Origin of the sequence: Achromobacter sp. EB05, from assembly GCF_044232075.1 — a bacterium.
In the GTDB taxonomy this organism is placed as follows: Bacteria; Pseudomonadota; Gammaproteobacteria; order Burkholderiales; family Burkholderiaceae_B; genus Achromobacter; species Achromobacter dolens.
Window position 1 is genome coordinate 640,796 of the sequence record NZ_CP155917.1, and the last position, 23,025, is coordinate 663,820.

21 protein-coding genes are annotated in these 23,025 nt (G+C 66.7%); 13 read left to right on the top strand and 8 right to left on the bottom strand.

Annotation, left to right across the window (positions count from 1 at the left end; all coding sequences use genetic code 11):
- Positions 1–112 precede the first annotated feature (112 nt).
- The 5 genes from AAID08_RS02965 to mpl all read right to left on the bottom strand — a co-directional run bounded on the left by AAID08_RS02965 (position 113) and on the right by mpl (position 8,254).
- Positions 113–2,599 (bottom strand): extracellular solute-binding protein, encoded by a 2,487-nt coding sequence (locus AAID08_RS02965; protein WP_064527928.1) that lies wholly within the window; start codon positions 2,597–2,599, stop codon positions 113–115.
- Complete coding sequence (locus AAID08_RS02970; protein WP_054503410.1) at positions 2,586–3,257, bottom strand: response regulator transcription factor; 672 nt, start codon at positions 3,255–3,257, stop codon at positions 2,586–2,588. Before AAID08_RS02970 ends, AAID08_RS02965 begins: the two co-directional genes overlap by 14 nt.
- 1,002 nt (positions 3,258–4,259) lie before the next feature.
- Complete coding sequence (locus tag AAID08_RS02975; protein WP_395757336.1) at positions 4,260–6,167, bottom strand: ribonuclease catalytic domain-containing protein; 1,908 nt, start codon at positions 6,165–6,167, stop codon at positions 4,260–4,262.
- Between the two features lie 66 nt (positions 6,168–6,233).
- The gene (locus AAID08_RS02980) at positions 6,234–6,836 is read right to left on the bottom strand and encodes a YqiA/YcfP family alpha/beta fold hydrolase (protein ID WP_054503412.1); all 603 of its coding nucleotides are present in this window, start codon (positions 6,834–6,836) and stop codon (positions 6,234–6,236) included.
- Between the two features lie 47 nt (positions 6,837–6,883).
- A complete protein-coding gene (mpl, locus tag AAID08_RS02985) occupies positions 6,884–8,254 on the bottom strand; it encodes a UDP-N-acetylmuramate:L-alanyl-gamma-D-glutamyl-meso-diaminopimelate ligase (protein WP_064523173.1) in 1,371 nt (456 codons plus the stop codon).
- A gap of 98 nt (positions 8,255–8,352) precedes the next feature.
- On the opposite strand from mpl, the gene AAID08_RS02990 reads away from it, so the two are divergent.
- The 13 genes from AAID08_RS02990 (at position 8,353) to AAID08_RS03050 (ending at position 20,051) form a co-directional block, all read left to right on the top strand.
- Complete coding sequence (locus AAID08_RS02990; RefSeq protein WP_144657086.1) at positions 8,353–8,889, top strand: TlpA disulfide reductase family protein; 537 nt, start codon at positions 8,353–8,355, stop codon at positions 8,887–8,889.
- 89 nt (positions 8,890–8,978) lie between these two features.
- Positions 8,979–9,413 (top strand): type II 3-dehydroquinate dehydratase, encoded by a 435-nt coding sequence (aroQ, locus tag AAID08_RS02995; RefSeq protein ID WP_049071124.1) that lies wholly within the window; start codon positions 8,979–8,981, stop codon positions 9,411–9,413.
- An 88-nt stretch (positions 9,414–9,501) separates the two neighbouring features.
- Positions 9,502–9,960 (top strand): acetyl-CoA carboxylase biotin carboxyl carrier protein, encoded by a 459-nt coding sequence (gene accB / locus AAID08_RS03000; RefSeq protein WP_054503415.1) that lies wholly within the window; start codon positions 9,502–9,504, stop codon positions 9,958–9,960.
- A gap of 9 nt (positions 9,961–9,969) precedes the next feature.
- Entirely contained in the window at positions 9,970–11,316 is a 1,347-nt protein-coding gene (gene accC, locus AAID08_RS03005) for an acetyl-CoA carboxylase biotin carboxylase subunit (protein WP_054503416.1), read from the top strand.
- Positions 11,317–11,416: 100 nt separating this feature from the next.
- Complete coding sequence (prmA, locus tag AAID08_RS03010) at positions 11,417–12,343, top strand: 50S ribosomal protein L11 methyltransferase (protein WP_049071128.1); 927 nt, start codon at positions 11,417–11,419, stop codon at positions 12,341–12,343.
- 23 nt (positions 12,344–12,366) lie between these two features.
- On the top strand, positions 12,367–13,776 hold the full coding sequence (locus tag AAID08_RS03015) for a DUF3426 domain-containing protein (RefSeq protein ID WP_395757337.1): 1,410 nt from the start codon (positions 12,367–12,369) through the stop codon (positions 13,774–13,776).
- A gap of 12 nt (positions 13,777–13,788) precedes the next feature.
- Positions 13,789–14,730 (top strand): carbohydrate kinase family protein, encoded by a 942-nt coding sequence (locus AAID08_RS03020; protein WP_054503418.1) that lies wholly within the window; start codon positions 13,789–13,791, stop codon positions 14,728–14,730.
- Positions 14,731–14,949: 219 nt separating this feature from the next.
- On the top strand, positions 14,950–15,453 hold the full coding sequence (locus tag AAID08_RS03025; protein ID WP_054503419.1) for a glycine zipper 2TM domain-containing protein: 504 nt from the start codon (positions 14,950–14,952) through the stop codon (positions 15,451–15,453).
- A 399-nt stretch (positions 15,454–15,852) separates the two neighbouring features.
- Positions 15,853–16,089 carry an acyl carrier protein gene (locus AAID08_RS03030; protein ID WP_006392761.1) on the top strand — a complete coding sequence of 79 codons (237 nt, stop codon included), beginning with the start codon at positions 15,853–15,855 and terminating at the stop codon, positions 16,087–16,089.
- The gene (locus AAID08_RS03035) at positions 16,070–17,248 is read left to right on the top strand and encodes a D-alanyl-lipoteichoic acid biosynthesis protein DltD (protein ID WP_054503420.1); all 1,179 of its coding nucleotides are present in this window, start codon (positions 16,070–16,072) and stop codon (positions 17,246–17,248) included. Before AAID08_RS03030 ends, AAID08_RS03035 begins: the two co-directional genes overlap by 20 nt.
- Positions 17,245–17,451, top strand: a complete 207-nt coding sequence (locus AAID08_RS03040) for a hypothetical protein (RefSeq protein ID WP_162876685.1) — start codon at positions 17,245–17,247, stop codon at positions 17,449–17,451. Before AAID08_RS03035 ends, AAID08_RS03040 begins: the two co-directional genes overlap by 4 nt.
- Positions 17,452–17,458: 7 nt before the next feature.
- Positions 17,459–18,586 (top strand): MBOAT family O-acyltransferase, encoded by a 1,128-nt coding sequence (locus AAID08_RS03045; RefSeq protein ID WP_054503422.1) that lies wholly within the window; start codon positions 17,459–17,461, stop codon positions 18,584–18,586.
- 16 nt (positions 18,587–18,602) lie between these two features.
- Positions 18,603–20,051, top strand: coding sequence for a D-alanine--poly(phosphoribitol) ligase (locus tag AAID08_RS03050; RefSeq protein WP_064528762.1), 1,449 nt, complete (start codon positions 18,603–18,605; stop codon positions 20,049–20,051).
- Between the two features lie 60 nt (positions 20,052–20,111).
- Here AAID08_RS03050 and AAID08_RS03055 read toward each other — a convergent pair whose 3' ends face one another.
- The 3 genes from AAID08_RS03055 to AAID08_RS03065 form a co-directional block, all read right to left on the bottom strand.
- Positions 20,112–20,672, bottom strand: coding sequence for a YggT family protein (locus tag AAID08_RS03055; RefSeq protein WP_054503424.1), 561 nt, complete (start codon positions 20,670–20,672; stop codon positions 20,112–20,114).
- Positions 20,673–20,839: 167 nt separating this feature from the next.
- Positions 20,840–21,469, bottom strand: a complete 630-nt coding sequence (locus AAID08_RS03060; RefSeq protein WP_080977310.1) for a histone H1-like DNA-binding protein — start codon at positions 21,467–21,469, stop codon at positions 20,840–20,842.
- Between the two features lie 345 nt (positions 21,470–21,814).
- Positions 21,815–23,014, bottom strand: a complete 1,200-nt coding sequence (locus AAID08_RS03065) for a ribonucleotide-diphosphate reductase subunit beta (RefSeq protein ID WP_054416260.1) — start codon at positions 23,012–23,014, stop codon at positions 21,815–21,817.
- Between the last annotated feature and the right edge of the window lie 11 nt (positions 23,015–23,025).

Here is a 23,025-nt window from a genome sequence, read left to right on the forward strand (position 1 = left end):
ACAGGCGCAAGGGCCTGCTTGGCGTCCATCTTAGGTTTCGGCGTCTGTCGTCGTCCTGTCATGGGACGACAGCCGGGATAAGGGTAATCCCGGTGTCCGCGGCCGCCCTGGCCTAGGGCCGCTCAGGCGTGTCGGTGACCAGCCGGATCCAGTTCTGCACGAAGCGCGAATGGCGCCGCTGGTCCAGCCCCACCAGCAGCGCGGGCGACAGCACCACCGGCTGCACGATGCCCTGCGAGCGCGCCAGCACCGCTTCCGAGGTCCAGCGGCCGGGGGTGTCTTCCATGATCGACCCCAGCGCCGCGTGGCTGGAGGCCACCTGCTGGCCGGCCGGCGACAACAGCCAGTCGACCAGCGCGCGGCCCAGGTCCGGGTTGGGCGCGCGCCGCGCGATCAACACCGAGCGCGCCAGCACCAGCACGTAGTCCTGCGGGAACACCACGCCGATCTTGCTGCCCGCCGCCTGGCGCGACAGGGCGTAGGAGCCGAGGATGTTGTAGCCCAGGTCCATCTCGTCGTTCTCGATGGCATCGAGCAGTTCGGCGCTGGTGGCCGACAGCCGCACGCCAACCTGGCCGAAGGCGTTGGCCAGGCCCCAGAAGTTCGACGACACCAGCTCGTCCTGCTCGGCCATCAGGTAGCCCACGCTGCTGCGCGAGATGTCGTAGGTGCCGACGCGGCCATGCAGCCGAGCGCGGTCGTGCTCCAGCGTGCGCAGCAGGTCCTGGCGCGAGCGCGGCACCGTGGCCTCGGTGTAGCGCTTGGGGTTGTAGACGATCACGGCCGGCTCGAAGGTGAAGCCGTAGACCTCGTTGCGCCACACCGCCCACGACGGCAGCTTGGCGGCGTAGGGTGAGGCGTAGCGCTGGGCATAGCCGTCGTTGGCCAGGCGGATCTGCAGGTCCGAGGCGGAGCTCATCAGCACGTCCACGTCCTTGAGCCGGTCCTCGATGGCGGCCTCGTACAGCTCGCGGCTGCCCATCTCGCGGTAAACCACCGTGACGTCGGGCCGCTGCGCCTGGAAGCCAAGGATCAGCGGCGCCACCACCGGCGTGTCGGTGGGCCCGGCGATGGTCAGCACGCGCGAAGACGGCTGCGGCGCGGGATAGCGGGTGACGATCTCGGGAATCTCGGCGGCGCGCACGTCCGCGGGCGCGGCGGCCAGCAGCAACAGCGTTGTGCCGATGGCCCCGAGCAACCCGGCCACGGCGCGGCCCGCGCGCTGCCGCGCCAGCGGCAGGATGACGCGCGCGGACAGGCCGCCGCCGGGGCGGTCCTGCAGCCACAGCGAGCCGCCGTGCGCCATGGCCACCGAGCGCACGATGGCCAGGCCCAGGCCCGAGCCCGGCTGCGATCCGCCGGCGCGGCCGCGCGTGAAGCGTTGCTGCACGGCGTCCTTTTCGTCATCGGCGATGCCCGGGCCGCGGTCGGACACGGTGAGCGCCACGCGGTAGCCCGCCACCGGCGTCGCCTGGATATCGACGGCGCCCTCGGGCGCATAACGCAGCGCGTTGTCGACCAGGTTGCGCAGCATTTCCCGCAGCGCCACGCGGTCGCCGGCGATGCGGGCGCGCCGCACCTGCGGCGCGATTTCGATGCGCAGGCGCTGCGCCTCCAGCGGCCCGATGCGGCGGCGCGTTTCGTTGATGGTCTCGGCCACGCCCACTGGCGCGCGCGCGCCCTTGCCGAGCCGGTGCGTGATGGTGGCGTCCATCAGCAATTGATTGATCAACTGGCTGGCGTGGGTGGCGTTCAGGTGGATGCGGCCCAGCCGTTCGCGCAGGCGCTTGGGATCGGTTTCATCCAGCGCCACCTCGGCCTGGGCGCGCAGCGAGGCCAGCGGCGTGCGCACCTGGTGCGCGGCGTCGGCGACCAGGGTGTTGAGGGTGTCCATGATCCCTGACAGGCGCTGCATGAAGGCGTTCAGGGCCTCGACCAGCCGCCGCACCTCGGTCGGCACCGGCGTGACCAGCGGCGCCAGGTCGTCCGGTGCCCGTTGCCGCAGTTCGCGTTCGATCACCGCCAGCGGCGCGAAGGCGCGCTGCACGCCGAACCACAGCAGGCCCAGCGCCACCAGCGACACCACGACCAGCGGCAGCACGCTGCGGCCCAGGATTTCGTCGGCCAGCTCCTCGCGCGACCCCAGCGTCTCGGCCACCCGCACGGTGACCCAGCCGGCATGCTGGCTGGCCGACACCAGCCGTCCCACCGTGGCCACGCGCACCGGCTCGTCGTGGTAGCTGAGGTAAGTGAAGACCGGGGTGGCCGACTGCGCCAGCGGCAGGCCGGGCGCCAGGTCGGCATAGCCCGTGATGAGCCGGCCGTTGGACGCGCGGGCTTCGTAGAACACCCGTTCGCTGCCCGACAGCATGGCCAGCGACGATACCGGCGGCTCGACGGTGACGCCGTTGTCCTCGATCTGCACGGAGCCGGCAATCGTCAACGCCGACGCCGCCAGCAGCCGGTCGAAGGCCTGCTCGGCGGCGCGCTGGGCGTAGTCGCGCAGGAAGAACACCAGCCCGATCAGCGCGCAGGCCAGCAGCACCGCGCCCAGTGTGAAGACGCGGCGGCGGATGGAGGCGCTTTCAGGCAGGCTCATGGCTGCGGGCCTGGTAGCCGACGCCGCGCACGGTGACGATATCGACGGAGGCGCCGGCCAGTTTCTTGCGCAGGCGCGAGATCAGCAGTTCCAGCGCGTTCAAAGATCCATCATCCAGGTCGAACAGTTGGTTCATCAGCCGTTCCTTGGCGACGGTCTGCCCCAGCTTGCCCAGCAGGATCTCCAGCAGCCGGAACTCGCGCCGGCCCAGCTCCAGCGGCGCGCCGGCCAGCGTGACGTGGCGATTGGCCAGGTCCAGGCTCAGGTTGCCGTAGGCGGTCACGCTGCTGGTCTGTCCGGCGGGGCGTCGCAGCAGGGCGCGCAGCCGGGCTTCGAGTTCGCGCAGGTCGAAGGGTTTGACGAGGTAGTCGTCGGCGCCCAGGTCGAGCATGTCGATCTTGTCTTCGATTTCGGAACGCGCGGTGACGACGAGCACAGGCGCTTCGAGCCCGGCCGCGCGCAGTTCGCGGATGACGCTGAAGCCGTCCTTGCCGGGCAGGTTGATGTCCAGCACCAGCGCATCCCAGGTCTCGTCCAGCCCCCAGCGCAGCGCGGCGACGCCATCATGCACCCATTGCACGCTATGGCCCGCCGAGCGCAGCTTGCTCTCCACGGCATCGCCCAGGTCGAGGTTGTCCTCGACCAGCAGAATGCGCATGTCCGTCCTCCGATATCGATTGTGATTTTTTCGGGAGTTTAACGGGAGGCTTTGGTGCTGTCGCTGTCGGGGAGGCTGTGGTGTTCTTTTGGCCGCCCGTGGCGTCGGCGGCCGGTGGGGCGCGGGGCTACGATTGCGGTCCGGAGCCTTCGCTCCGGACTTCCCCGTTGTCAACCTCGTACGCCTTCGGCTCCCTACGGTTTCCCTCGGGCGCATCTACACGCCCCGCACCCCACCGGCCGCCGACGCCACGGGCTACGGCGTGATCACTTCACCGGCGCGGGGGCGAATCGTGTGCTTGGCGTTCTGGCGGCAGACCGGGTCGGGACGGAAGATTTGGCGGGGCCGCCAAAACCGGCCGCGCGGGCGGCCTTCTTTGGCATTTGGGGAGAGGTCGGGCGAGATGCGGAGGAATCGGAGAGGCAACGCCGGCGGTACTACGTTTGGAAGAGTCCGGGATGCATCGGGCGTTCTTCCCGTGGAAGGATCCGCGATGCATCGCCAGACCTCTTCCCTATCAGCCGTTCTTCCCCAGTATCAGGCGCGCGCCAAGCCCGTCACGCGCAAGCCACCCTCCATCGCGCGCCGCCACTCTCTCCCCCTCCCGACTGGACGGCCCCCCAAGCAAGCCACCCGCCACCCGCGCACAGCGTCATCAAGCCAAGCCAAGACACCGCGTAAGTTGCGGGCGGCCGCCCGCGCGGCCACCCGCAACGGGCATCAGCAATCTCGTGAAGTGTCCTCGCTCTTGCAGCGCCACAGGCCAAGAAAAACGCAGCTCGTCTGGCAGGCGGCCCGGGCGGCGGGCAACCTCGATGCGCCCGACGGAATCCGAAGGCAGCCGCCGGCAGGCGGCAACGAGGATGAGGCAGGGGAAGTCCGGAGCGAACGCTCCGGACCGCAATCGTGGGCGCCCGCCGCCCGGGCCGCCTGCCAGACGGGCGGCCTAAGAAAGCCCCCCGCCGCCAGCAGAAACAACCCAGCGACAAGCCAAATACCGCCCTAGGCAGCAGCCTCTTCAGCCGCCGGCCCCACCTGCCCCACATACCGGCAATCCAGCTCCAGCGACAACTCATCCATCCCCAGGATCTCCACCTCCACCGCCGTCCCGCGCTCCAGCTCGGGCATCCCCCCGATGCGGGTCACGAGCGGGCAGTTGGCGAAGCGCACCAGGTCTTCGCGCAGCGCGTGCGCCACGGTGCGGGTGATGTTGTGCTGCTTGAGCCAGCGCAGGCACCAGTAGCGCTCCATCGCGCTCTGGAACTCGGCCCAGGCCGCGTACTGCGCGTCGAACGCGCCGATGATCGCGAACAGGTCCGCGTCGCGCGGCTTGAATGGGGCCACCAGGCGCGCCGAGACGCCGTGCTCGACCGCGGCGATCAACTGCCACTGGTTCACCAGGTCGACGTAGCGGCGCAGCGGCGACGTGCTCCAGGCGTATTGCGGCACGCCAATGGCTTCGTGCGGCAGCGCCTGCGTGCTCATGCGCACGCGGCCGGCCTGTTGCGAGCGGTAGATGCCGGGCACGCCGTGCTGGTTCAGCAGGCCGCCCCACAGATTGTTGGCCAGGATCATGTACTCGGCCACCATCCGGTCCAGCGGCGCGTTGCGCTGGCGCGGCACCAGGCGCACCGGGGTGTCGGGATCGTCGGGGTCGCCGTCCAGGTAGAAGCTGTATTCCACCCGCGAATTGTTCTCGGGCTTGCCGCGCACGTTTTCGCGCTGCGCCGACAGCGCCTGCGCCAGCTTCCACAGCGGGCGCAGCCAGTGGCCGTAGGGCAGGTCGGTGGAGGCGTCGTTCAGGCTTTCTTCGGTGACCTGGGCGTCGAGCATGTTGTGGCGCAGGTTCTCACGCACCACCACGCGCTCCAGGCGCGTGTCCGACTCGATGACCTCGCCGGTTTCCGGGTTGGCCGTCACGTACAGCGACAGCACCGGCACCTCGCGGCCGGCGTCCAGCGAGAACGCCTTGATGACATTGTCGGGCTGCATGGGGATCTTGTCGCCCGGCATGTAGACGGTCGACAGGCGCGCGCGCGCCAGCTTGTCGAACTCGCTGTCGCGCGTCACGGTCAGGCCGGGCGCGGCCACGTGGATGCCGACGCGCAGATTGCCGTCGGGCAGGGTGGAGACCGACAGCGCGTCGTCGATTTCGGTGGTGGTGACGTCGTCGACCGAGTAGATCTCGGCATCCGACAGCGGCAGGTCACGGTCGAGCGGCGGCAGTTCCAGCTCGGGGAAGGCCAGGCCGCGCGGGAAGTTCACCGCCAGGAAGCGGCGCTTGTGCAGGGCCAGCGCGTGCGGCCAGGCGCCCAGTTCCAGCAGCAGGCGGTCGGGGCTCTTGCCGAGCTTGGCGCAGGCGGCGTCCAGCGCCTTCCATTGCTGCGAATTCTTGTCGGGCCGGATCAGCAGTGATTCGGCCGCCTGGGCGATGGGCTCGGGCAGGCGGCCAGCGGCCATCTCGTCGACCCATTCCTGCTGCTGCTCGGCCTGGCGCTGTTTCTTTTCGAGCGCGGCCAGGGCGGCGGCCAGGATGTCGGGCGGGGCGGGGCGGTAGCTGCCCTTGCCGCGGCGGTGGAAATAGGCGGGCGCGCCGTGCAGGCGCATCAGCAGCGCGGCCTGTTCCACCGGGGTGGGGGCGTGGCCGAAGTAATCGGCCGCCAGCGCGGGCGAATCGAATTCTTCCTGGGGCGCGCATTCCCAGAGGAATTGCAGATCCAGGGTTTCGGCCAGCGCCGCCGCCTGGGCCATCAGCGCGGCCGGTTCGGGCGCGGCGAAATTGAACAGCGTGTTGGCGCGCTTGATCTTGCTGCGCTTGCCCGACTCCGACTCCACCTGCAGGCTGGCGTCGGTTTCGGACAGGATATGGCCGGCCTTGAAGCTGCCGTCGTCTTCGTAAAACACATACATGGTGAGGGTCGTCCTGGGCGGCGCGCACGCGCCGCCTTGCGCAGCTATCTATCGTTGATGTCAGTGTTATTTGGGGCCATTCGGCGTGGAGCCAAGGGCGAATTCGAGCACCTCGGGCATCCAGTCGGCGAAACCGGACAGGCCATGGTCGCCGCCTTGCACGATGCGCTGGCGGCAGCCGGCGTAGCGATCACGCATCTCACGCCAGTCCAGCACCTCGTCGCCCGTCGCCGCCACCAGGAAATACCGCTCTGGCCGGGTGATCCGACCGACGTGCAGGGCGGCCAGTTCCTCCACATATTCCGGCAGGAACATGAACGGCGCGTCGGAATGATACATGCGGTGCTCGCCTACCTGGGTCGCCAGGTCCCGCGCGGCCTCGACGGCGGGGTTGAGCAGCACCGCCTTGCAGCCCAGCGTCTCGGCCAGCCAGGTGGCATAGAAACCGCCCAGGGACGAACCGATCACGGTCAGCGCGAGCGGGTCGGGGGCGCCTGTCAATTGCTCGCGGGCGATGCCCAGCGCCAGCTCGGCGGCCTCGCGCGGGCTGGCCGGCAGTTGCGGGCAGGCCCACGCGCCGGCCAGCCCGCGGGCGGCCATGGCGTCGGCCATCAGGCGGGCCTTGAAGGAGATCGGCGAGGACCGGAAACCGTGCAGGTAAAGAATCATTGGGTGCCTTTCCGATGGGGCGGGGGCGCGGATGGAGGCGCCCGGCCTCAGCCGCGCGCCTCCAGGGCGGCCAGCAGCTTGCCGTGGATGCCGCCGAAGCCGCCGTTGCTCATCACCAGCACCTGGTCGCCGGGTTGCGCGGCGCGCGTCACGGCGGCCACCAGGGCGTCGATATCATCGTAACTGGAAGCGCGTCCGCCCAGGGGCGCCAGCACCTGCGCCGGATTCCAGCCCAGGGCGTGCTTGCCCTCGCGGGCGCCGAAGCAGAACACCAGGTCCGCGTCGCGCAGGGAGTCGGGCAGGCGCGCCGCCATGGCGCCCAGCTTCATGGTGTTGGAGCGGGGCTCCAGCACGGCCAGGATGCGCGCCGGCCCGACCTGGCGGCGCAGGCCTTCCAGGGTGGTGGCGATGGCGGTGGGGTGATGGGCGAAATCGTCGTAGACCTTGACGCCGTTGACCGTGCCGCGCAGTTCCATGCGGCGCTTGACCCCGCCGAACCGGCTCAGGGCCTCGACGCCCTCGGCGGCCGGCACGCCGGCGTGCTCGGCGGCCGCCAGCGCGGCCAGCGCGTTCATGCGGTTGTGTTCGCCGCCCAGGGTCCAGCGCACGCTGCCCATGCTGGCGCCGTCGCGCCGCACCTCGAAGGCGCCGCTGTCGTCGGGCGCGCCCGCCTGCCAGGCGCCATCGGCGCCGAACGTGACGATTTCGGACCAGCATCCGCGCGCAATCACGCGGTCCAGCGCTTCGGAGCGCGCCGGGCGGATGATGCGGCCGGACGCCGGAATGGTGCGGACCAGGTGATGGAATTGGGTCTCGATGGCCGCCAGATCGGGAAAAATGTCGGCGTGATCGTATTCCAGGTTGTTCAGCACCGCGGTGCGCGGGCGATAGTGCACGAACTTGGAACGCTTGTCGAAGAACGCCGTGTCGTATTCGTCCGCTTCGATCACGAACGGGCGCCGCGCCGGATCATAGCGCGCGGACACATGCAGATCCTGGGCCACGCCGCCGATCAGGAAATTGGGTGCCAGGCCGGCGGCTTCCAGGATCCAGGCCAGCATCGAGCTGGTGGTGGTCTTGCCGTGGGTGCCGGCCACCGCCAGCACGTGGGCGCCCGGCAGGATGTTGTCGCCCAGCCATTGCGGGCCGGACACATAGCGGGCGCCGGATTCCAGAATGGCTTCCATCAGGGGATTGCCGCGGCTGACGACGTTGCCGATCACGTACAGGTCCGGCTTGAGGGCCATCTGTTCGGGGCCGAAACCCTCGATCAGCTCGATTCCCTGTTCGGATAGCTGGGTGCTCATGGGCGGATAGACGCCCGCGTCGCAACCGGTGACCTTGTGGCCGGCGGCGCGCGCGATCAGCGCCAGGCCGCCCATGAACGTACCGCAGATGCCAAGAATGTGCAGGTGCATTGAAAACTCTCCTGTCCTGCATTGTATATATAGGCGCAGGTCAAGCCGGCACGGCGGGCGATGCGGCGAAAACCGGCCGCAGCGGTTATGATCGCGCCATGAATCGACGCCTACTCCTTTCCGCCGCCGTGGCCGTGGCCGCCACGGTCGCGGGCGGCTACACCCTGCTGGGGCGCAACAAGTCCCGGCAGGCACCCGCGGCGCCCGCCGCCGAGGATCCTGTCGCCGCACTCATGCAGTTGCAGTTGCCCGACCTGAACGGCGCGACGCAGTCGCTGGCCGCCTGGAAGGGCCAGCCCATCGTGGTGAATTTCTGGGCCACCTGGTGCGCGCCGTGCGTCAAGGAGATGCCCGAACTCGACGCGTTGCAGAAAAAATACCCGCAAATCAAGTTTGTCGGTATCGGCGTGGATTCTGCCGCCAACATGCAAAAATTTGTCGAGAAAGTACAGGTGTCGTACCCGTTGTGGGTCATTGGCGCCGGTGCCATCGATACCCTGCGCAAGCTGGGAAATCCTAGTGGTGGCCTGCCATTTACCATTGTTTTCAATGCAGATGGCAGCATTAACCGGAAGATATTGGGTGAAATCCAGCCCGACGACCTGAATCAAACGCTCTCTGGTTTGAAGGCGTAAGTCTGTTGGACAAATAGTAGGAATTGGCGTAAAAAGCTGGTTTATCGGCTGTTTTGCCAACAATTGGCAATCCACTCTCTGGCAAGCGCATGGCGCAAAACATACTGGTATTGCATGGCCCGAATCTGAACCTGCTTGGCACCCGGGAACCCCATATCTACGGCAGCCTCACGCTGTCCCAGATCAACGAGGGCCTGGAGCGGCTGGCCGGTGAATTGGGCGCCACGCTGACCGCGTGGCAAGGCAATCACGAAGGCGCGCTGGTTGACCGCATCCAGGCGGCCCGGCAAGACGGCACCGATTTCATCATCATCAACGCGGCGGCATATACGCACACCAGCGTCGCGATCCGCGATGCGCTGGCCGGGGTCGCGATCCCATTTATTGAAGTACATTTGTCCAACCTGTATAAGCGAGAGCCCTTCAGGCATCACTCATATCTGTCCGACTTGGCGGTAGGCCTCATCAGCGGCCTGGGCGCGGACGGCTACGAAGCGGCGCTGCGTTACGCAGTGCGGCACTGATCTCGCACCAACTCTCAGCTTTTACATCTTATATGGCGCGGACCCGACGATCGGGACGTTGCCGACACTATCTCGGGAAGCAGCTTTTATGGACCTTCGAAAACTCAAAACCCTGATCGACTTGGTGGCTGAATCGGGCATCGCCGAACTGGAAATCACCGAAGGCGAAGGCAAGGTTCGCATCGTCAAGTTCTCGCAGACCCTGCAGCCGGTGGCCTACCACCAGCCGGAAGCTGGCGTCGCCGCCGCGCCCGTGGCCGCCGCCGCGCCCGCTCCCGCTCCCGCCGCGGCCGAAGCCGCCCCGGTGGTCCAGGGCCACGTGGTCAAGGCGCCGATGGTCGGCACCTTCTACCGTTCGCCGAACCCGGGCGCCGCGCCGTTCATCGACGTGGGCGCCACGGTCAAGGAAGGCGACCCGCTGTGCATCATTGAAGCCATGAAGCTGCTCAATGAAATCGAAGCCGACAAGTCCGGCGTCATCAAAGAAATCCTGGTCGAAAACGGCGAGCCCGTCGAGTACGGTCAACCCCTGTTCGTCATTGGCTGATAGCTGAAAATGTTCGAAAAAATCCTGATCGCCAACCGGGGCGAAATCGCCCTGCGCATTCAGCGCGCCTGCCGCGAGCTGGGCATCAAGACCGTGGTGGTGCACTCCGAAGCGGACCGCGAAGCCAAGTACGTGCGCCTGGCCGATGAATCCGTGTGCATCGGGCCTGCGCCGTCGCGTGAAAGCTACCTCAACATGCCGGCCATCATTTCGGCGGCCGAAGTCACGGATTCCGAGGCAATCCACCCGGGTTACGGGTTCTTGTCCGAAAATGCCGACTTCGCCGATCGCGTCGAAAAGAGCGGCTTCGTGTTCATCGGTCCGCGCCCCGACACCATTCGCCTGATGGGCGACAAGGTCAGCGCCAAGCGCGCCATGATCGAAGCCGGCGTGCCGGTGGTGCCGGGTTCCGAAGGCGCGTTGCCCGACGATCCGCAGGAAATCATCCGCGTTGCCCGCGAAGTCGGCTATCCGGTCATCATCAAGGCCGCGGGCGGCGGCGGTGGCCGCGGCATGCGCGTGGTGTACACCGAGGCCGCGCTGCTGAACGCCGTCACCATGACGCGTTCGGAAGCGGGCGCCGCGTTCAACAACCCGGAAGTCTATATGGAGAAGTTCCTCGAGAACCCGCGCCATGTGGAAATCCAGGTGCTGGCCGACGGCGGTCGCAACGCCGTGTGGCTGGGCGAGCGCGATTGCTCCATGCAGCGCCGCCACCAGAAGGTCATCGAGGAAGCGCCGGCCCCCGGCATCGCGCGCCGCCTGATCGAGCGCATCGGCGACCGCTGCGCCGACGCCTGCCGCAAGATGGGCTACCGCGGCGCCGGCACGTTCGAATTCCTGTATGAGAACGGCGAGTTCTATTTCATCGAAATGAACACCCGCATCCAGGTCGAACACCCGGTCACCGAGCTGATCACCGGCGTCGACCTGGTGCAGCAGCAGATCCTGATCGCCGCCGGCGAGAAGTTCACGCTGCGCCAGCGCGACATCACCTTCAAGGGCCACGCGATCGAGTGCCGCATCAACGCCGAGGATCCGTTCCGCTTCGTGCCCAGCCCTGGCCGCATCACCAACTGGCACACGCCGGGCGGCCCGGGCGTGCGTATCGATTCGCACGCGTTCAACGGCTATTTCGTGCCGCCGAACTATGATTCGATGATCGCCAAGGTCATCACCTACGGCGACACGCGCGACCAGGCCCTGGCACGCATGCGCACCGCGCTGTCGGAAATGGTGGTGGAAGGCATTTCCACCAACATCCCGCTGCACCGTGAACTGCTGCAGGACGCCCGCTTCATCGAAGGCGGCACCAGCATCCACTATCTGGAAAACAAGCTGGCCCAGCGCCCCTGACCAGCACAATAGGGGCCCGTGGCCCCTTTTTTACTGCCTTAACCGGGCTGACCGGGCCGCGGCGCATGCCGCGGCCCGTTGGCCAGATGGAAGAATCATCATGCGTGAACTCGTGCTCCATTGCCAGGAGGCGCAAGCCGAGGCCCTGTCCGACGCCCTGCTGGAAGCGGGCGTGCTGTCGGTGTCCGTCGAGGACGCCGACCTGGGCACCGACGACGAGCGTCCGCTGTTCGGCGAGCCGGGCACCGAGCCCGACGTGCAGGCCTGGGAGCGCAATCGCGTCGTGGCCTTGCTGCCGGACGGAGCCGACCCCGCGCAGATCATGGAAGAAGCCGCCGCCGCGGGCGAGCTCGACCCGGCGCTGTTCGCCGGCTGGAGCCTGCGCGACGTGCCGGACGCCGACTGGGTGCGCCTGACGCAATCGCAGTTCGGCCCCATCCACATCGCCGAACGTCTCTGGATCGTGCCCAGTTGGCACCGCGACAGCCCGGACGTGCCGGGCCTGGAAGCGGCCGCGGCCGAGGATGGCGCCATCCATATCGAACTCGATCCGGGCCTGGCCTTCGGCACCGGCAGCCATCCGACCACGCACCTGTGCCTGGCGTGGCTCGAAGCCGAGCTGCCCAAGGGCGCGACGCTGCTGGACTACGGCTGCGGCTCGGGCATCCTTGCCATCGCCGCGCGCAAGCTGGGCGCCGGCCCGACCCAGGCCGTCGACATCGACGCCCAGGCGGTGCAGAGCACGGTCTTCAACGCCGAGGTCAACCACGTCGAACTGCAGGCCATGTTGCCCGACGGCCTGGCCGACGGCACGTTCGAAGTGGTGGTGGCCAACATCCTGTCCAACCCGCTCAAGGTGCTGGCGCCCATGCTGGCCGGGCGCGTCGCCGCGGGCGGTCACCTGGTGCTGTCCGGCGTGCTGGAACGGCAGGCCGAGGAAGTCGCCGCCGCGTACGCGCCCTGGATCGCCATGTCGGTCTGGCGCGCCCGCGACGGCTGGGTCTGCCTGCACGGCCAGAAGGCCTGAGTCCGTTTCCGCCGGATCGCGCCATGGCCCTGACCACCCGCTGCCCGCAATGCGGCACGTCATTCAAGGTGGTGCCCGACCAACTCCGGGTCCGCAACGGCCTGGTGCGTTGCGGCGCCTGCGCCACCGTGTTCGATGGCCGCGCCTGCCTGCTGCCTGAGGCGGGCATACCGGCATCGGGCGTACCGGCATCGGGCATACCGGCATCGGGCGTACCGGCTGCGGTTCCGCCGCCCGCCGCGATCCCGCCCGCCGCGCCCATTGTCTCGCCGGCGAGCGCCGCGCCGGTCCTGGCGCCACCCGCCCAACCGGCCGATGAACCCCCGCCTCTGGTGCGGCGGCCGTCCGCCGAGCAACCCCCCGTTGCCCCCTGGGACGACCTGCCCGACGAACCTTTCCTGGCGACGCCGCGCGAAACGGCGATCCGGCCCGTCACGCCGCCGCCCGCTGTGCCGCCCGCAGTACCGCCCGCGGTGCTGCGCGGCCGCGACGATATCCGCCGCCGCATCGAACCCGACGCCGCGCTGGCGCAAGAGGGCGATGACGACGAAGACGAGAACGAAGACCTCGATCGCTACGACGATGAGCCGCGCCTGGCCCGGCAGCCGCGCTGGCAGGAACCCGCCGCGCCGCGCGACGAGCCCATCGTGGCGGTGCGCGACAGCGCGCGTTGGGAGGCGCCGCACGCTGCCCGGCCGGCCGAGCCGGTCTTCGTGGTGCGTGACGAGGCTGCCGATTCGCGCCATGACGATGACGAGGATGGCCGCGATGGGGATCGCGACGACGATTTCGACAGAGACCACGACGACGTCGATGACGGGCGCGGCGAGGACTCGCCGGAACCGATCCTCGGCGACACGCGCACCCGCTACTCCAGCGCCACCGACGTCGGCCGTGCGCCGCCCGAATTCCTCGACCAGGACCGCCAGGAGCGCCGCGGCCTGCTGCGCAAGCTGTGGGGCTATGCCTGCCTGCTCGGCCTGATCGCGCTGGGGCTGCAACTGCTGTACGTGTACCGCATCGATATCGCCAACTCCGTGCCCGTCCTGCGGCCGGCGATCGAGACCGTCTGCAAGCCGCTCGGATGCACGGTCGGCTACGCGCGCCGCCTCGAGCGGATTGCCATTTCCTCGTCGTCGCTGCAGCCTCCCACGGGTGCCGCCGCCATCGACGACGGCCGCACCCGCCTGGTGTTGAACCTGGTTCTGCGCAACCGCTACGACAAGCCGCAGCACTGGCCCGCGCTGGTGCTGGACCTGACTGATTTATCGGACACCGTGGTGGTGCGCCGGGTGCTGATGCCCGAGAATTACCTGACGCCCGAGCAGTTGCGCGGTCCCTTCGGACCGGCGGGCGAACTGAAGATTTCCGTGCCGATTGAAGTGACCGGCGTTCAAGTCAACGGCTACCAACTCGACAAGTTCTTTCCCTGAAGGATGACATTCATGGCAACCCCTGTTCTGGTCTGCGGCTCGATGGCGTTCGACACCATCGCGGTGTTTGAAGGCCGCTTCAAGGAACACATCCTGGCCGACCGCATCCAGTCCCTGAGCGTGTCGTTCCTGGTTCCCAGCATGCGCAAGGAATACGGCGGCTGCTCCGGCAACATCGCCTACAACATGAACCTGCTGGGCGGCAAGCCCGTGCCGGTGGCCACCGTGGGCGAAGACGCCGGTGAATACCTCGAGCGCCTGGACGGTCTCGGCATCGACACCAGCCGCGTCAAGGTCGTGCCCGGCACCTTCACCGCGCAGTGCTTCATCACCACCGACCTGGACGACAACCAGATCACCGCGTTCCACCCCGGCGCCATGTCCTTCTCCGCCAGCAACGACCTGAGCGGCGCCAAGGCCGCCTGGGGCATCGTCGCCCCGGACGCCAAGGAAGGCATGTTCGCCCACGCCGAGCGCCTGCATAAGCAGGGCATCCCGTTCATCTTCGACTTGGGCCAGGCCATGCCGCTGTTCGACGGCGCCGACCTGGAGCGCATGCTCGACCTGGCGCAGGCCCTGACGGTGAACGATTACGAGGCTGGCGTGGTCGAGCAACGCACCGGCCGTAGCATGGCCGACATCGCCGCCAAGCTGCAGGCGGTGGTGGTGACCCGCGGCGCCGAGGGCGCCACGCTGCTGACCGACGGCAAGACCATCCAGATCTCCCCGGTGCGCGCGGCCCAGGTGGTCGACCCCACCGGTTGCGGCGACGCGCAGCGCGGCGGCCTGCTCTACGGCCTGACCAGCGGCTGGAGCTGGGAAGACAGTTGCCGGCTGGGCAACGTCATGGGCGCCATCAAGATCGCCTCGCGCGGTCCGCAGAACCACGCGCCCACGCGGGCCGAGATCGACGCTCTGCTGCACGCCACCTACGGCATCCATCTGCCGGCCTGAACTCCCCGTCGCCCGCCCGGGGCCGTTTCGGGAACCTGAAGCGGCCGGGATGGTCGAATTGCAGACGAGAGACCGGCCGCGGCGTGAGAATGCCGCGGCCGGTTTGCAAATCCGTTTTCCGCCCGTGGCGGTGAGTTTCAGTGTGTTGCACGTTAGGCTGCCGTCCTGTCTGGGCAGGGTATGATCGGATCGTCGGCAGTGCCCGATCGAGGAGTCCAAATGAACCAAAGCAAAACCTTTTCCTTGTTGACGCCGCGTACTGGCCGGTGGTTGGCCGTGGCTGCCGTCGTGACCTCGATGGCTGTCCTGGGCGGTTGCGCCAATCGCAGCGCGTCCAGCGGTGTGTATAGCTATGATCAAGCCCAGCGCGAGCAGATCGTTCGCACGGGCACCGTAACGGGCGTGCGCCCGATCGTCATCCAGAACGACAAATCCAGCGGCGTCGGCATGCTGGCTGGCGGCGCGCTGGGCGGCGTGGCGGGTAACGCCGTCGGCGGCGGCACGGGCCGCACCATCGCTACCGTTGGCGGCGCCATCCTGGGCGCCCTGGCGGGCAATGCGGTGGAAAACCAGGTCGGCAAGAATTCCGGCTACGAAATCACGGTTCGTCTGGATAACGGCGAAACCCGAGTCGTGGCCCAGGAAGCCGACGTGCCGATCAGCGTCGGCCAGCGGGTGCAGGTCATCAGCGGCGCCGGCCCCACGCGCGTCACGCCGATGTAAAAGGCTGGGTCCCCAGCCAGAAGAAAAGCCCGCGAAAGCGGGCTTTTCCGTTTTGGGCGGTCGTTGCGGCGCGGTCAACGAGGTAGGGGACGGGTGGCGCGCGGAAATCTGTCGTTCCGCTGCAACGCAGCACCCGGTGTTTACCCGCAAGCGTTACGTTTACGCGCTTTTTATAGCGATTTGGTCTGTAAGTTTCATGGCGATTCGACGCTTGTAATGCCATGATTGCATCCGTGAGCGATCTCGCCGCCTGATTTTGATGTAACCAAGTGCATCGGCGCGACCCTCCAGGATGCTGTAAATGTCAGTCGATTTTCAGCGATTTTTTGTATACTCGCCGTCCTGTATCTCGGGGCGGGGAATATTTTGCCGACGAGGCAATGTAACGCCGCACTCTCTATGCATACCGAGCAAGAACTCCACACCAAGATCGGCTCCATCGTCGAGTCGATCGTCATGAAGAAAGTCACTCCCGATACGCAACTGATTGCCACTGGCCTGGTCGACTCGCTCGCCGCCGTGGATATCACGCTGGCGGTCGAGGCGGAGTACGGCTGCAGCATCCCGGCTCCCGAGATCGCGGAGCATCTGCAGTCGGTCCGCACGCTCGCCGGCTATGTCGCTGCCAATATTTAGCAATACCCGCCTGTTGTCCCACGTCGCAGCGGCCACCACGGCGGTGGCGCTGGCGTATGGGGCTTTCTGTGGCGCGGATGACGTCTTGTCCAACATCGTCCATCCGGTTTCGACGGTGGCGGCGTCCAAGAGCAACTACCTGCCCAATCTGGGGCCGGATTGGGGCACGCAGCACGTCAACCTGACCCGCCTGGGCAACGCGCTCAGCGACGGCACGCTGGTGGTGCTCGGCTCGTCCGAATTGTCCAGCCATGACCTGCGCTTTGTGCCTTACCGTTTCTTCCCCGAAGAACTGAAGGTGCCGACGCTGGCCTACGGCCACGCCATGTTCCAGTCGTATGGCATCGTCAGCGTGCTGGAGTCGGTGGCCGATTCGCTGACGCCGAACACGCGGCTCGTGATCATGGTGTCGCCGGCCTGGTTCGCCTCGGGCGGCCAGTTGCCGCGCAGCGCGTTCGCCGAACACGTCACCGGACCGGTCTGGGATCGCCTCTGGGACAAGCCCAGCACGCGCGAACAAATGCAGACCTGGATCAGCGACAACGCCAATTGGGGGCTCTTGTGGTTGATCGCCAATGGCCAGGTCGCCGAACTCAAGGACAAGCTGTCGCTGTGGTGGAACGCGCGCAAGGAGCCCGCGCCCGACCGTCCGCGCAGCAAGCTGTCGGTGCCCGCGCATCGTTTCGTGTCGTGGCCCTCGTCGGCCAGGCTCAATGCCGGCCAATGGTCGCGCCTGACGCACGAGGCGCGCGAAGTCGAGCACCAACTGGGCGGCAACAATCCCTACGACGTGCGCGACGATTACTACAAGCAGTACCTGGCGCCGCTGTATTCGCCGGCGCGCAACGAGTTCGCCAACGTCGATCCGCTCACCCGCACCGAGCTGGGCGACCTGTCGCGTGTCATGGCCTTGCTGCAACGGCGCAAGGTCAAGGCGTACTTCGTGATCCAGCCGTTCAATCCCAAACTCATCCTGGACGTCGAGCGTTTCGACCCGGTGGTGGCCGCCATCACCGGCATGTGCCAACGCTACCAGATGGGTTGCCTCGATATGTACAGCATTCCCTTCGAACCGGGCATGGTGCGTGATGACATGCATCTGGCCGAGCTCGGTTGGGCGATGGCGGACCAAGGCATAGCGGAGTACTTTTCCCGATGACCCCCCAACAGAAAACCGATGCGACGCCGGACGGCGCCGCCCAGGGGCCGGATGCCCGCAAGGCGGCCAAGGCCTGGGGGCGCCGCTTCTTCTGGCATCTCTGCCTGTATGTCGGGGTGATCCTGGTGTTCGTGCTGCAGGCGCAGCCCACCACGGGTAGCGGCGGACCTATCAAGGTCGAATTCCAATATCAACAGTTCTGACCGCAGCATGGAATTGTTCGCAAGCTTGAGCTTCTTCGGCGGCGCCCTGTTCGGCGGGCTGGGTCTGTTGGCGTATCGTTCGTTCGGCATGCCGCTGCGCATCGGCTATCGGCACGTCATCGGCGTGATCTGCCTGGGCGTATGGATGGCGGTGTTCTGGGCGCGTCCCTACCAGCCGATCGCGCTGCTGGCCATTTCGGGCAGCGCGTTGTGGGCCATGCGGCGCAACTACATCCCGACCTGGCTGGCTGTCATCATCACCATGACGCCGCTGCTGCTGGTCAAGACCGGCGTCTCGCACCTTGGCGCGATGCTGGGCCTGTCGTTCGCCACCTTCCGTGCCATCGACGTGCTGCTGTTCGCGCCGCGCAACGAGCGCGTGTCGCCGCTGGACTACTTCATCTACCTGTTCTTCCCGCTGACGCTGCTGGCCGGTCCGATGTACCGCTGGCGCTCCTTCCAGGCCGACCTCAAGCGCGGCTACGAAGGCGTGAACCTGAACACCTGGCTGGCGGGCCTGGAATTGATCATGCTGGGCGTGATCCAGAAGTTCGGCCTGGCCGAACTGATCTGGCGCTACGGCCTGTCGACCCTGGACGCGCACGACTACTCGTTCACCGGCGTGGCGCTGAACGCCTCGCTCTACAGCGCCTACCTGTTCTTCGATTTTGCCGGCTATTCCACCATGGCCATCGGTATCGGCATGCTGTTCGGCTTCACCCTGCCGATCAACTTCCGCAACCCGCTGGCGACGCTCAATCCGCAGGACTTCTGGCGCCGTTGGCACATCAGCCTGTCCGAGTGGCTGCGCGACGTGGTGTTCATGCCGATCTACAAGGCGCTGAGCAAGACCTCGTTCTTCTCGCGCCACCGGATGGCGGCGCAGAACATCGGTATCTTCGCCACGCTGTTGGCGATGGGCGTATGGAACGGCCTGTCGCTGCACTACATCGTCAGCGGCCTGATGTTCGGCGCGTACTCGGTGGGCCACAACCTGCTGATCAACGCGGCGCGTACCCGTCCGGCCCTGCAGGCCGCGCTGGCGCGGCCCGTCATGCGTTTCCTCGGACGCGTGCTCACCCTGATCCTGGCTGCCCTGGCGCTCTACGTGTTCAGCGGTCGCAGCCCCATCTGATGCCCGGAGTTTCGGCATGCGTTTCGACCTGAAGACCTTCCAGTTCGTTGACTCCGCGCGCGCGCCCGACGCGCTCGCGGTGGTCGGCGCCGACCGCAGCCTGACCTGGGCGCAACTGCGCGACGAAGCCACGGCCTGGGCCGACGAGGCGCGCGCGCATGGCGCGGCGCCGGATGTGCCGGTGGCCATCTACGGCCACAAGGAAGCCTCGTTCTTCGTTGCCATGGTGGGCGCGCTGCTGATCGGCGCGCCGTTTGTGCCCGTCGACACCATCTATCCGCCGGAGCGCCTGCGCCGCATTGTCGAGATCGTGCGCGCCGCGGCCGTGTACGATGCGGCCGCGCGCGGCTTCGAGCCGGGAGAGGGCGCCGAGCTGGCCGAGCGCGGCCTGGCCTACGTCATGTTCACGTCCGGCAGCACCGGCGACCCCAAGGGCGTGCAGATCGGCCGCGAGAGCGTGGGCCTGCTGGGCGACTGGATGCTGGGCAGCTTCGGCCTGGGCGATGCGCCGGTGTTCATGAACCAGGCGCCGTTCAGCTTCGACCTGTCGATGTACGAGGTGTTCGCCACGTTGGCCGCCGGCGGCACCTGCGTGCTGAATTCGCGCGAGCAGATTGGCGCGGCCGCGACCTGGATGAGCCGGCTGGCGCAGCAAGGCGTGACAACCTGGGTCTCGACCCCGTCCTTCGCCCACCAGCAACTGGCCAACCGCGATTTCTCGCCGGTCACGCTGCCGACGCTGGGTACCTTCCTGTTCTGCGGCGAACCGTTGCCGGCGGCGCTGGCGAAGAAGCTGCGCCAGCGTTTTCCGGACGCCGTGATCCTGAACACCTACGGGCCGACCGAGGCCACCGTGGCCACCACCTGGATCGCCATCACCGACGCGGTGCTGGCGGCGCATGATCCGCTGCCCGTCGGCCATGCCAAGCCCGATTGCGAACTGCGCATCGAGGATGGCGAGATCTGCATCATCGGCGACCACGTCATGCGCGGTTACCTGAACCGCCAGGACCTGAACGAGGTCAAGCTGTTCGTGGCCGAGGACGGTCGCCGTGGTTTCCGCACGGGCGACCTGGGGCAACTGGACGCGGACGGCCTGCTGTTCTGCCGCGGCCGCATGGACGACCAGATCAAGCTGAACGGCTATCGCATCGAACTGGCCGAGATCGACGAGGCCCTGCATGGCCTGCCGGGCGTGGAAGGCGGCGCCTGCGCGGTGCTGCGGCGGCCGGACGGCACCGCGGTGCGCCTGATCGGCTTCGTTGCCGGCGTGGCCGCCGAGCAGGCCGAAGCCAGCCTGCTGGCGCAGGATGCATTGACAGGGTGGAAGGACAAGCTGGGGCAGCGCCTGCCGCCCTATATGGTGCCGTCCGAGCTGGTGGCGTGCGCGGCGCTGCCGATGTCGAACAATCACAAGATCGATCGCAAAAAGCTGATCGATATCTACGCCGCGATTCCGGCGTAAGGCGCCGCCGCGCGGCGTGCGCCAGGGACGGCCCGGTCAGTTCGCCGGGCCGTTGTCGTTTCACACGCCCATCATGCTGTAGCTCAGCCGCGCCAGCACCATCAGCAGGACCTGCGCCACGATCAGCAGCACCAGCGGCGAGAAGTCGATCGAGGTGCGCGGCAGCAGCCGCCGGATGGGATCCAGCATCGGAGCGGTCAGCGCCTGCAGCATCGGCATCATGGGCGCCATCGGGTTGACCCACGACAGCACCGCCTGGATCAGGGTCAGCCACACCACCAGGTTCAGCGCCCACTTGAGCGCCATCAGCAGCGCCGACAGCATGGCCGAGGGCAGCAGCACCGCGGGAATCAGGGCGCCGATGGCGACCAGCCAGATCAGCACCAGGTACACCAGCGCGGCCAGCCAGGTGGCCACCAGGCTGGTCCAGTCGATCTTGTTGCCCGCCGGAATGATCTTGCGCAGCGGCAGCACCAGCCAGTTGGTGGCCTGGTAGATGACGCGCGCCAGCGGATTGAAGGGATGCAGCCGTATCGCATGCATCCAGGCGCGGGCGATGAGCGCGGCGCCGAACAGCGTGAACGCGATTTCGAGCAGGAAGCGAAGAATTTCACCGAGCATGGGCGCGATCTACCTAATGATGACGGCTTTTATTGTCTCACGGCAATGCGGCAACGGTGGCGCCCGAGCCGTGCGAATACGTTTTCTTTCTTGGGGTGGGGGCGAATAAAAACCGCCTGGCCGAAGCCAGGCGGTTTGAGGTACTGCTACCGTTGTGACCGGTCCGATTACGGACGGCCACCCGTCGGGAACGGCCACGACGCGGCGGGGTTCAGCGCGGTCTTCGCGCCCGGGGCAGCGGCCGTGGACGGCGGCGTGGCGGGCTTCTTCGGAGCGGCTTTCTTCGCAGCGGGCTTCTTGGCAGCGGCGGGCTTCGCGGCAGGCTTGGCAGCCGGCTTGGCGGCAGGCTTCTTGGCAGCCGGAGCCTTCTTGGCTACGACTTTCTTGGCAACCGCCTTCTTGGCGGGGGCCTTCTTGGCAACCGCCTTCTTGGCGACGGCCTTCTTGGCTACCGCTTTCTTGGCGGGGGCCTTCTTGGCAACCGCTTTCTTGGCGACGGCCTTCTTGGCAACCGCCTTCTTGGCGACGACCTTCTTGGCCGCTGCCTTCTTGGCTACCGGCTTCTTGGCCGCGACTTTCTTGGCGACGGCCTTCTTGGCTACCGCTTTCTTCGCGACCTTCTTGGCGGCCGGCTTCTTGGCGGCAACCTTCTTCACCGCCGGCTTCTTGGCGGCGACCTTCTTGACGGCTACCTTCTTGACGGCAGCTTTCTTGGCCGGGGCGGCCTTCTTCGCTACTGCCTTCTTGGCGGCGGGCTTCTTCACCGCTTTCTTTACGGCTTTCTTGGCTGTTGCCATGGTCATGCTCCTTAGGTTCAGGGGTCCCAGAACTTAAACCCGTGCCCCGATCCGCCAACAAGGCGAACCGTGCCCGGGCTATTCATCGGCGCATGCCGCTGTTCTGTGCGAGCAACAGCTACTACGGTTTGCGCTAATGAATTCGGCACAGCCATTTGATATGGCCCCCGCTCCTTTGGCGCGAGCCATTTCAAATGGCGCCGGTGGGCAGTCTGATCACAGACCGCCTACCGCTTGTTCTACGTGTTCGAAAACACCCTGACCTGGGAGATCGCCCTCAAGGCCTGGCGCGAACGCAACGCTCTTGCAAGAGCGTGCCCGCGCCGGGCCCGAAGGCGAACTGCGTTACTCCCAGCTCAGCGTGCCACCGGTTTGGTATTCGATCACGCGAGTTTCAAAAAAGTTGCGTTCCTTCTTAAGATCGATCATTTCCGCCATCCACGGGAAGGGATTTTCTTCCTGCGGGTACAGCGGTTCGATACCGATTTGCTGGCAACGACGGTTGGCGATGAAGCGCAGGTAGGATTTGAACATGGGAGCGTTCAAGCCCAACACGCCACGCGGCATCGTGTCTTCGGCGTAAGCGTATTCGAGTTCGACCGCTTTGCGGAAGAGTTCTCGAATTTCTTCGCGGAATTCCGGCGTCCACAGATGCGGATTTTCCAGTTTGACGGTGTTGATCAGGTCGATGCCGAAATTGCAGTGCATGGATTCATCGCGCAGGATGTACATGTACTGCTCGGCCGCGCCGGTCATCTTGTTCTGGCGACCCAGCGCCAGGATCTGCGTGAAGCCAACGTAGAAGAACAGGCCTTCCATCAGGCAAGCGAAGACGATCAGCGACTTCAGCAGCGTCTGGTCGGCTTCGGGCGTGCCCGTCTTGAAGTTGGGGTCCGCGATCGCGTCGATGAACGGAATCAGGAACTCGTCCTTGGCGCGGATGGACGGCACTTCGTTGTAAGCGTTGAAGATCTCCGCTTCGTCCAGGTCCAGGCTTTCGACGATGTATTGATAGGCGTGCGTGTGGATGGCTTCCTCGAATGCCTGGCGCAGCAGGAACTGGCGGCATTCGGGCGCCGTGATGTGGCGGTAGGTGCCCAGCACGATGTTGTTCGCGGCCAGCGAGTCGGCCGTGACGAAGAAACCCAGGTTGCGCTTGACGATGCGGCGTTCGTCCTCGGTGAGCCCGTTCGGGTTCTTCCAGAGGGCGATGTCGCGCGACATGTTGATTTCTTGCGGCATCCAGTGGTTCGCGCACGTGGCCAGGTATTTCTCCCATGCCCACTTGTACTTGAACGGCACCAACTGGTTGACGTCGGTCTGGCCGTTGATGATGCGCTTGTCGGCGACCTTCACGCGTTGCGAGGTGGCGCTGCCGCTGGCCGCCAGGCCGGCCGCATGCTGCGGCGCGGCCGGGGTCGGCATGGCGGTGTCGCCGAACACGCCGGTCGCCGCCCGGACTTCGGGCGCAGCCTGCCCGCCCGCCGCGGGCGCGGGGGCTTGTGCAGGTTGCGTGGCGAGGGTGTCGTCTTCCCAATTAATCATGATTCATTCTC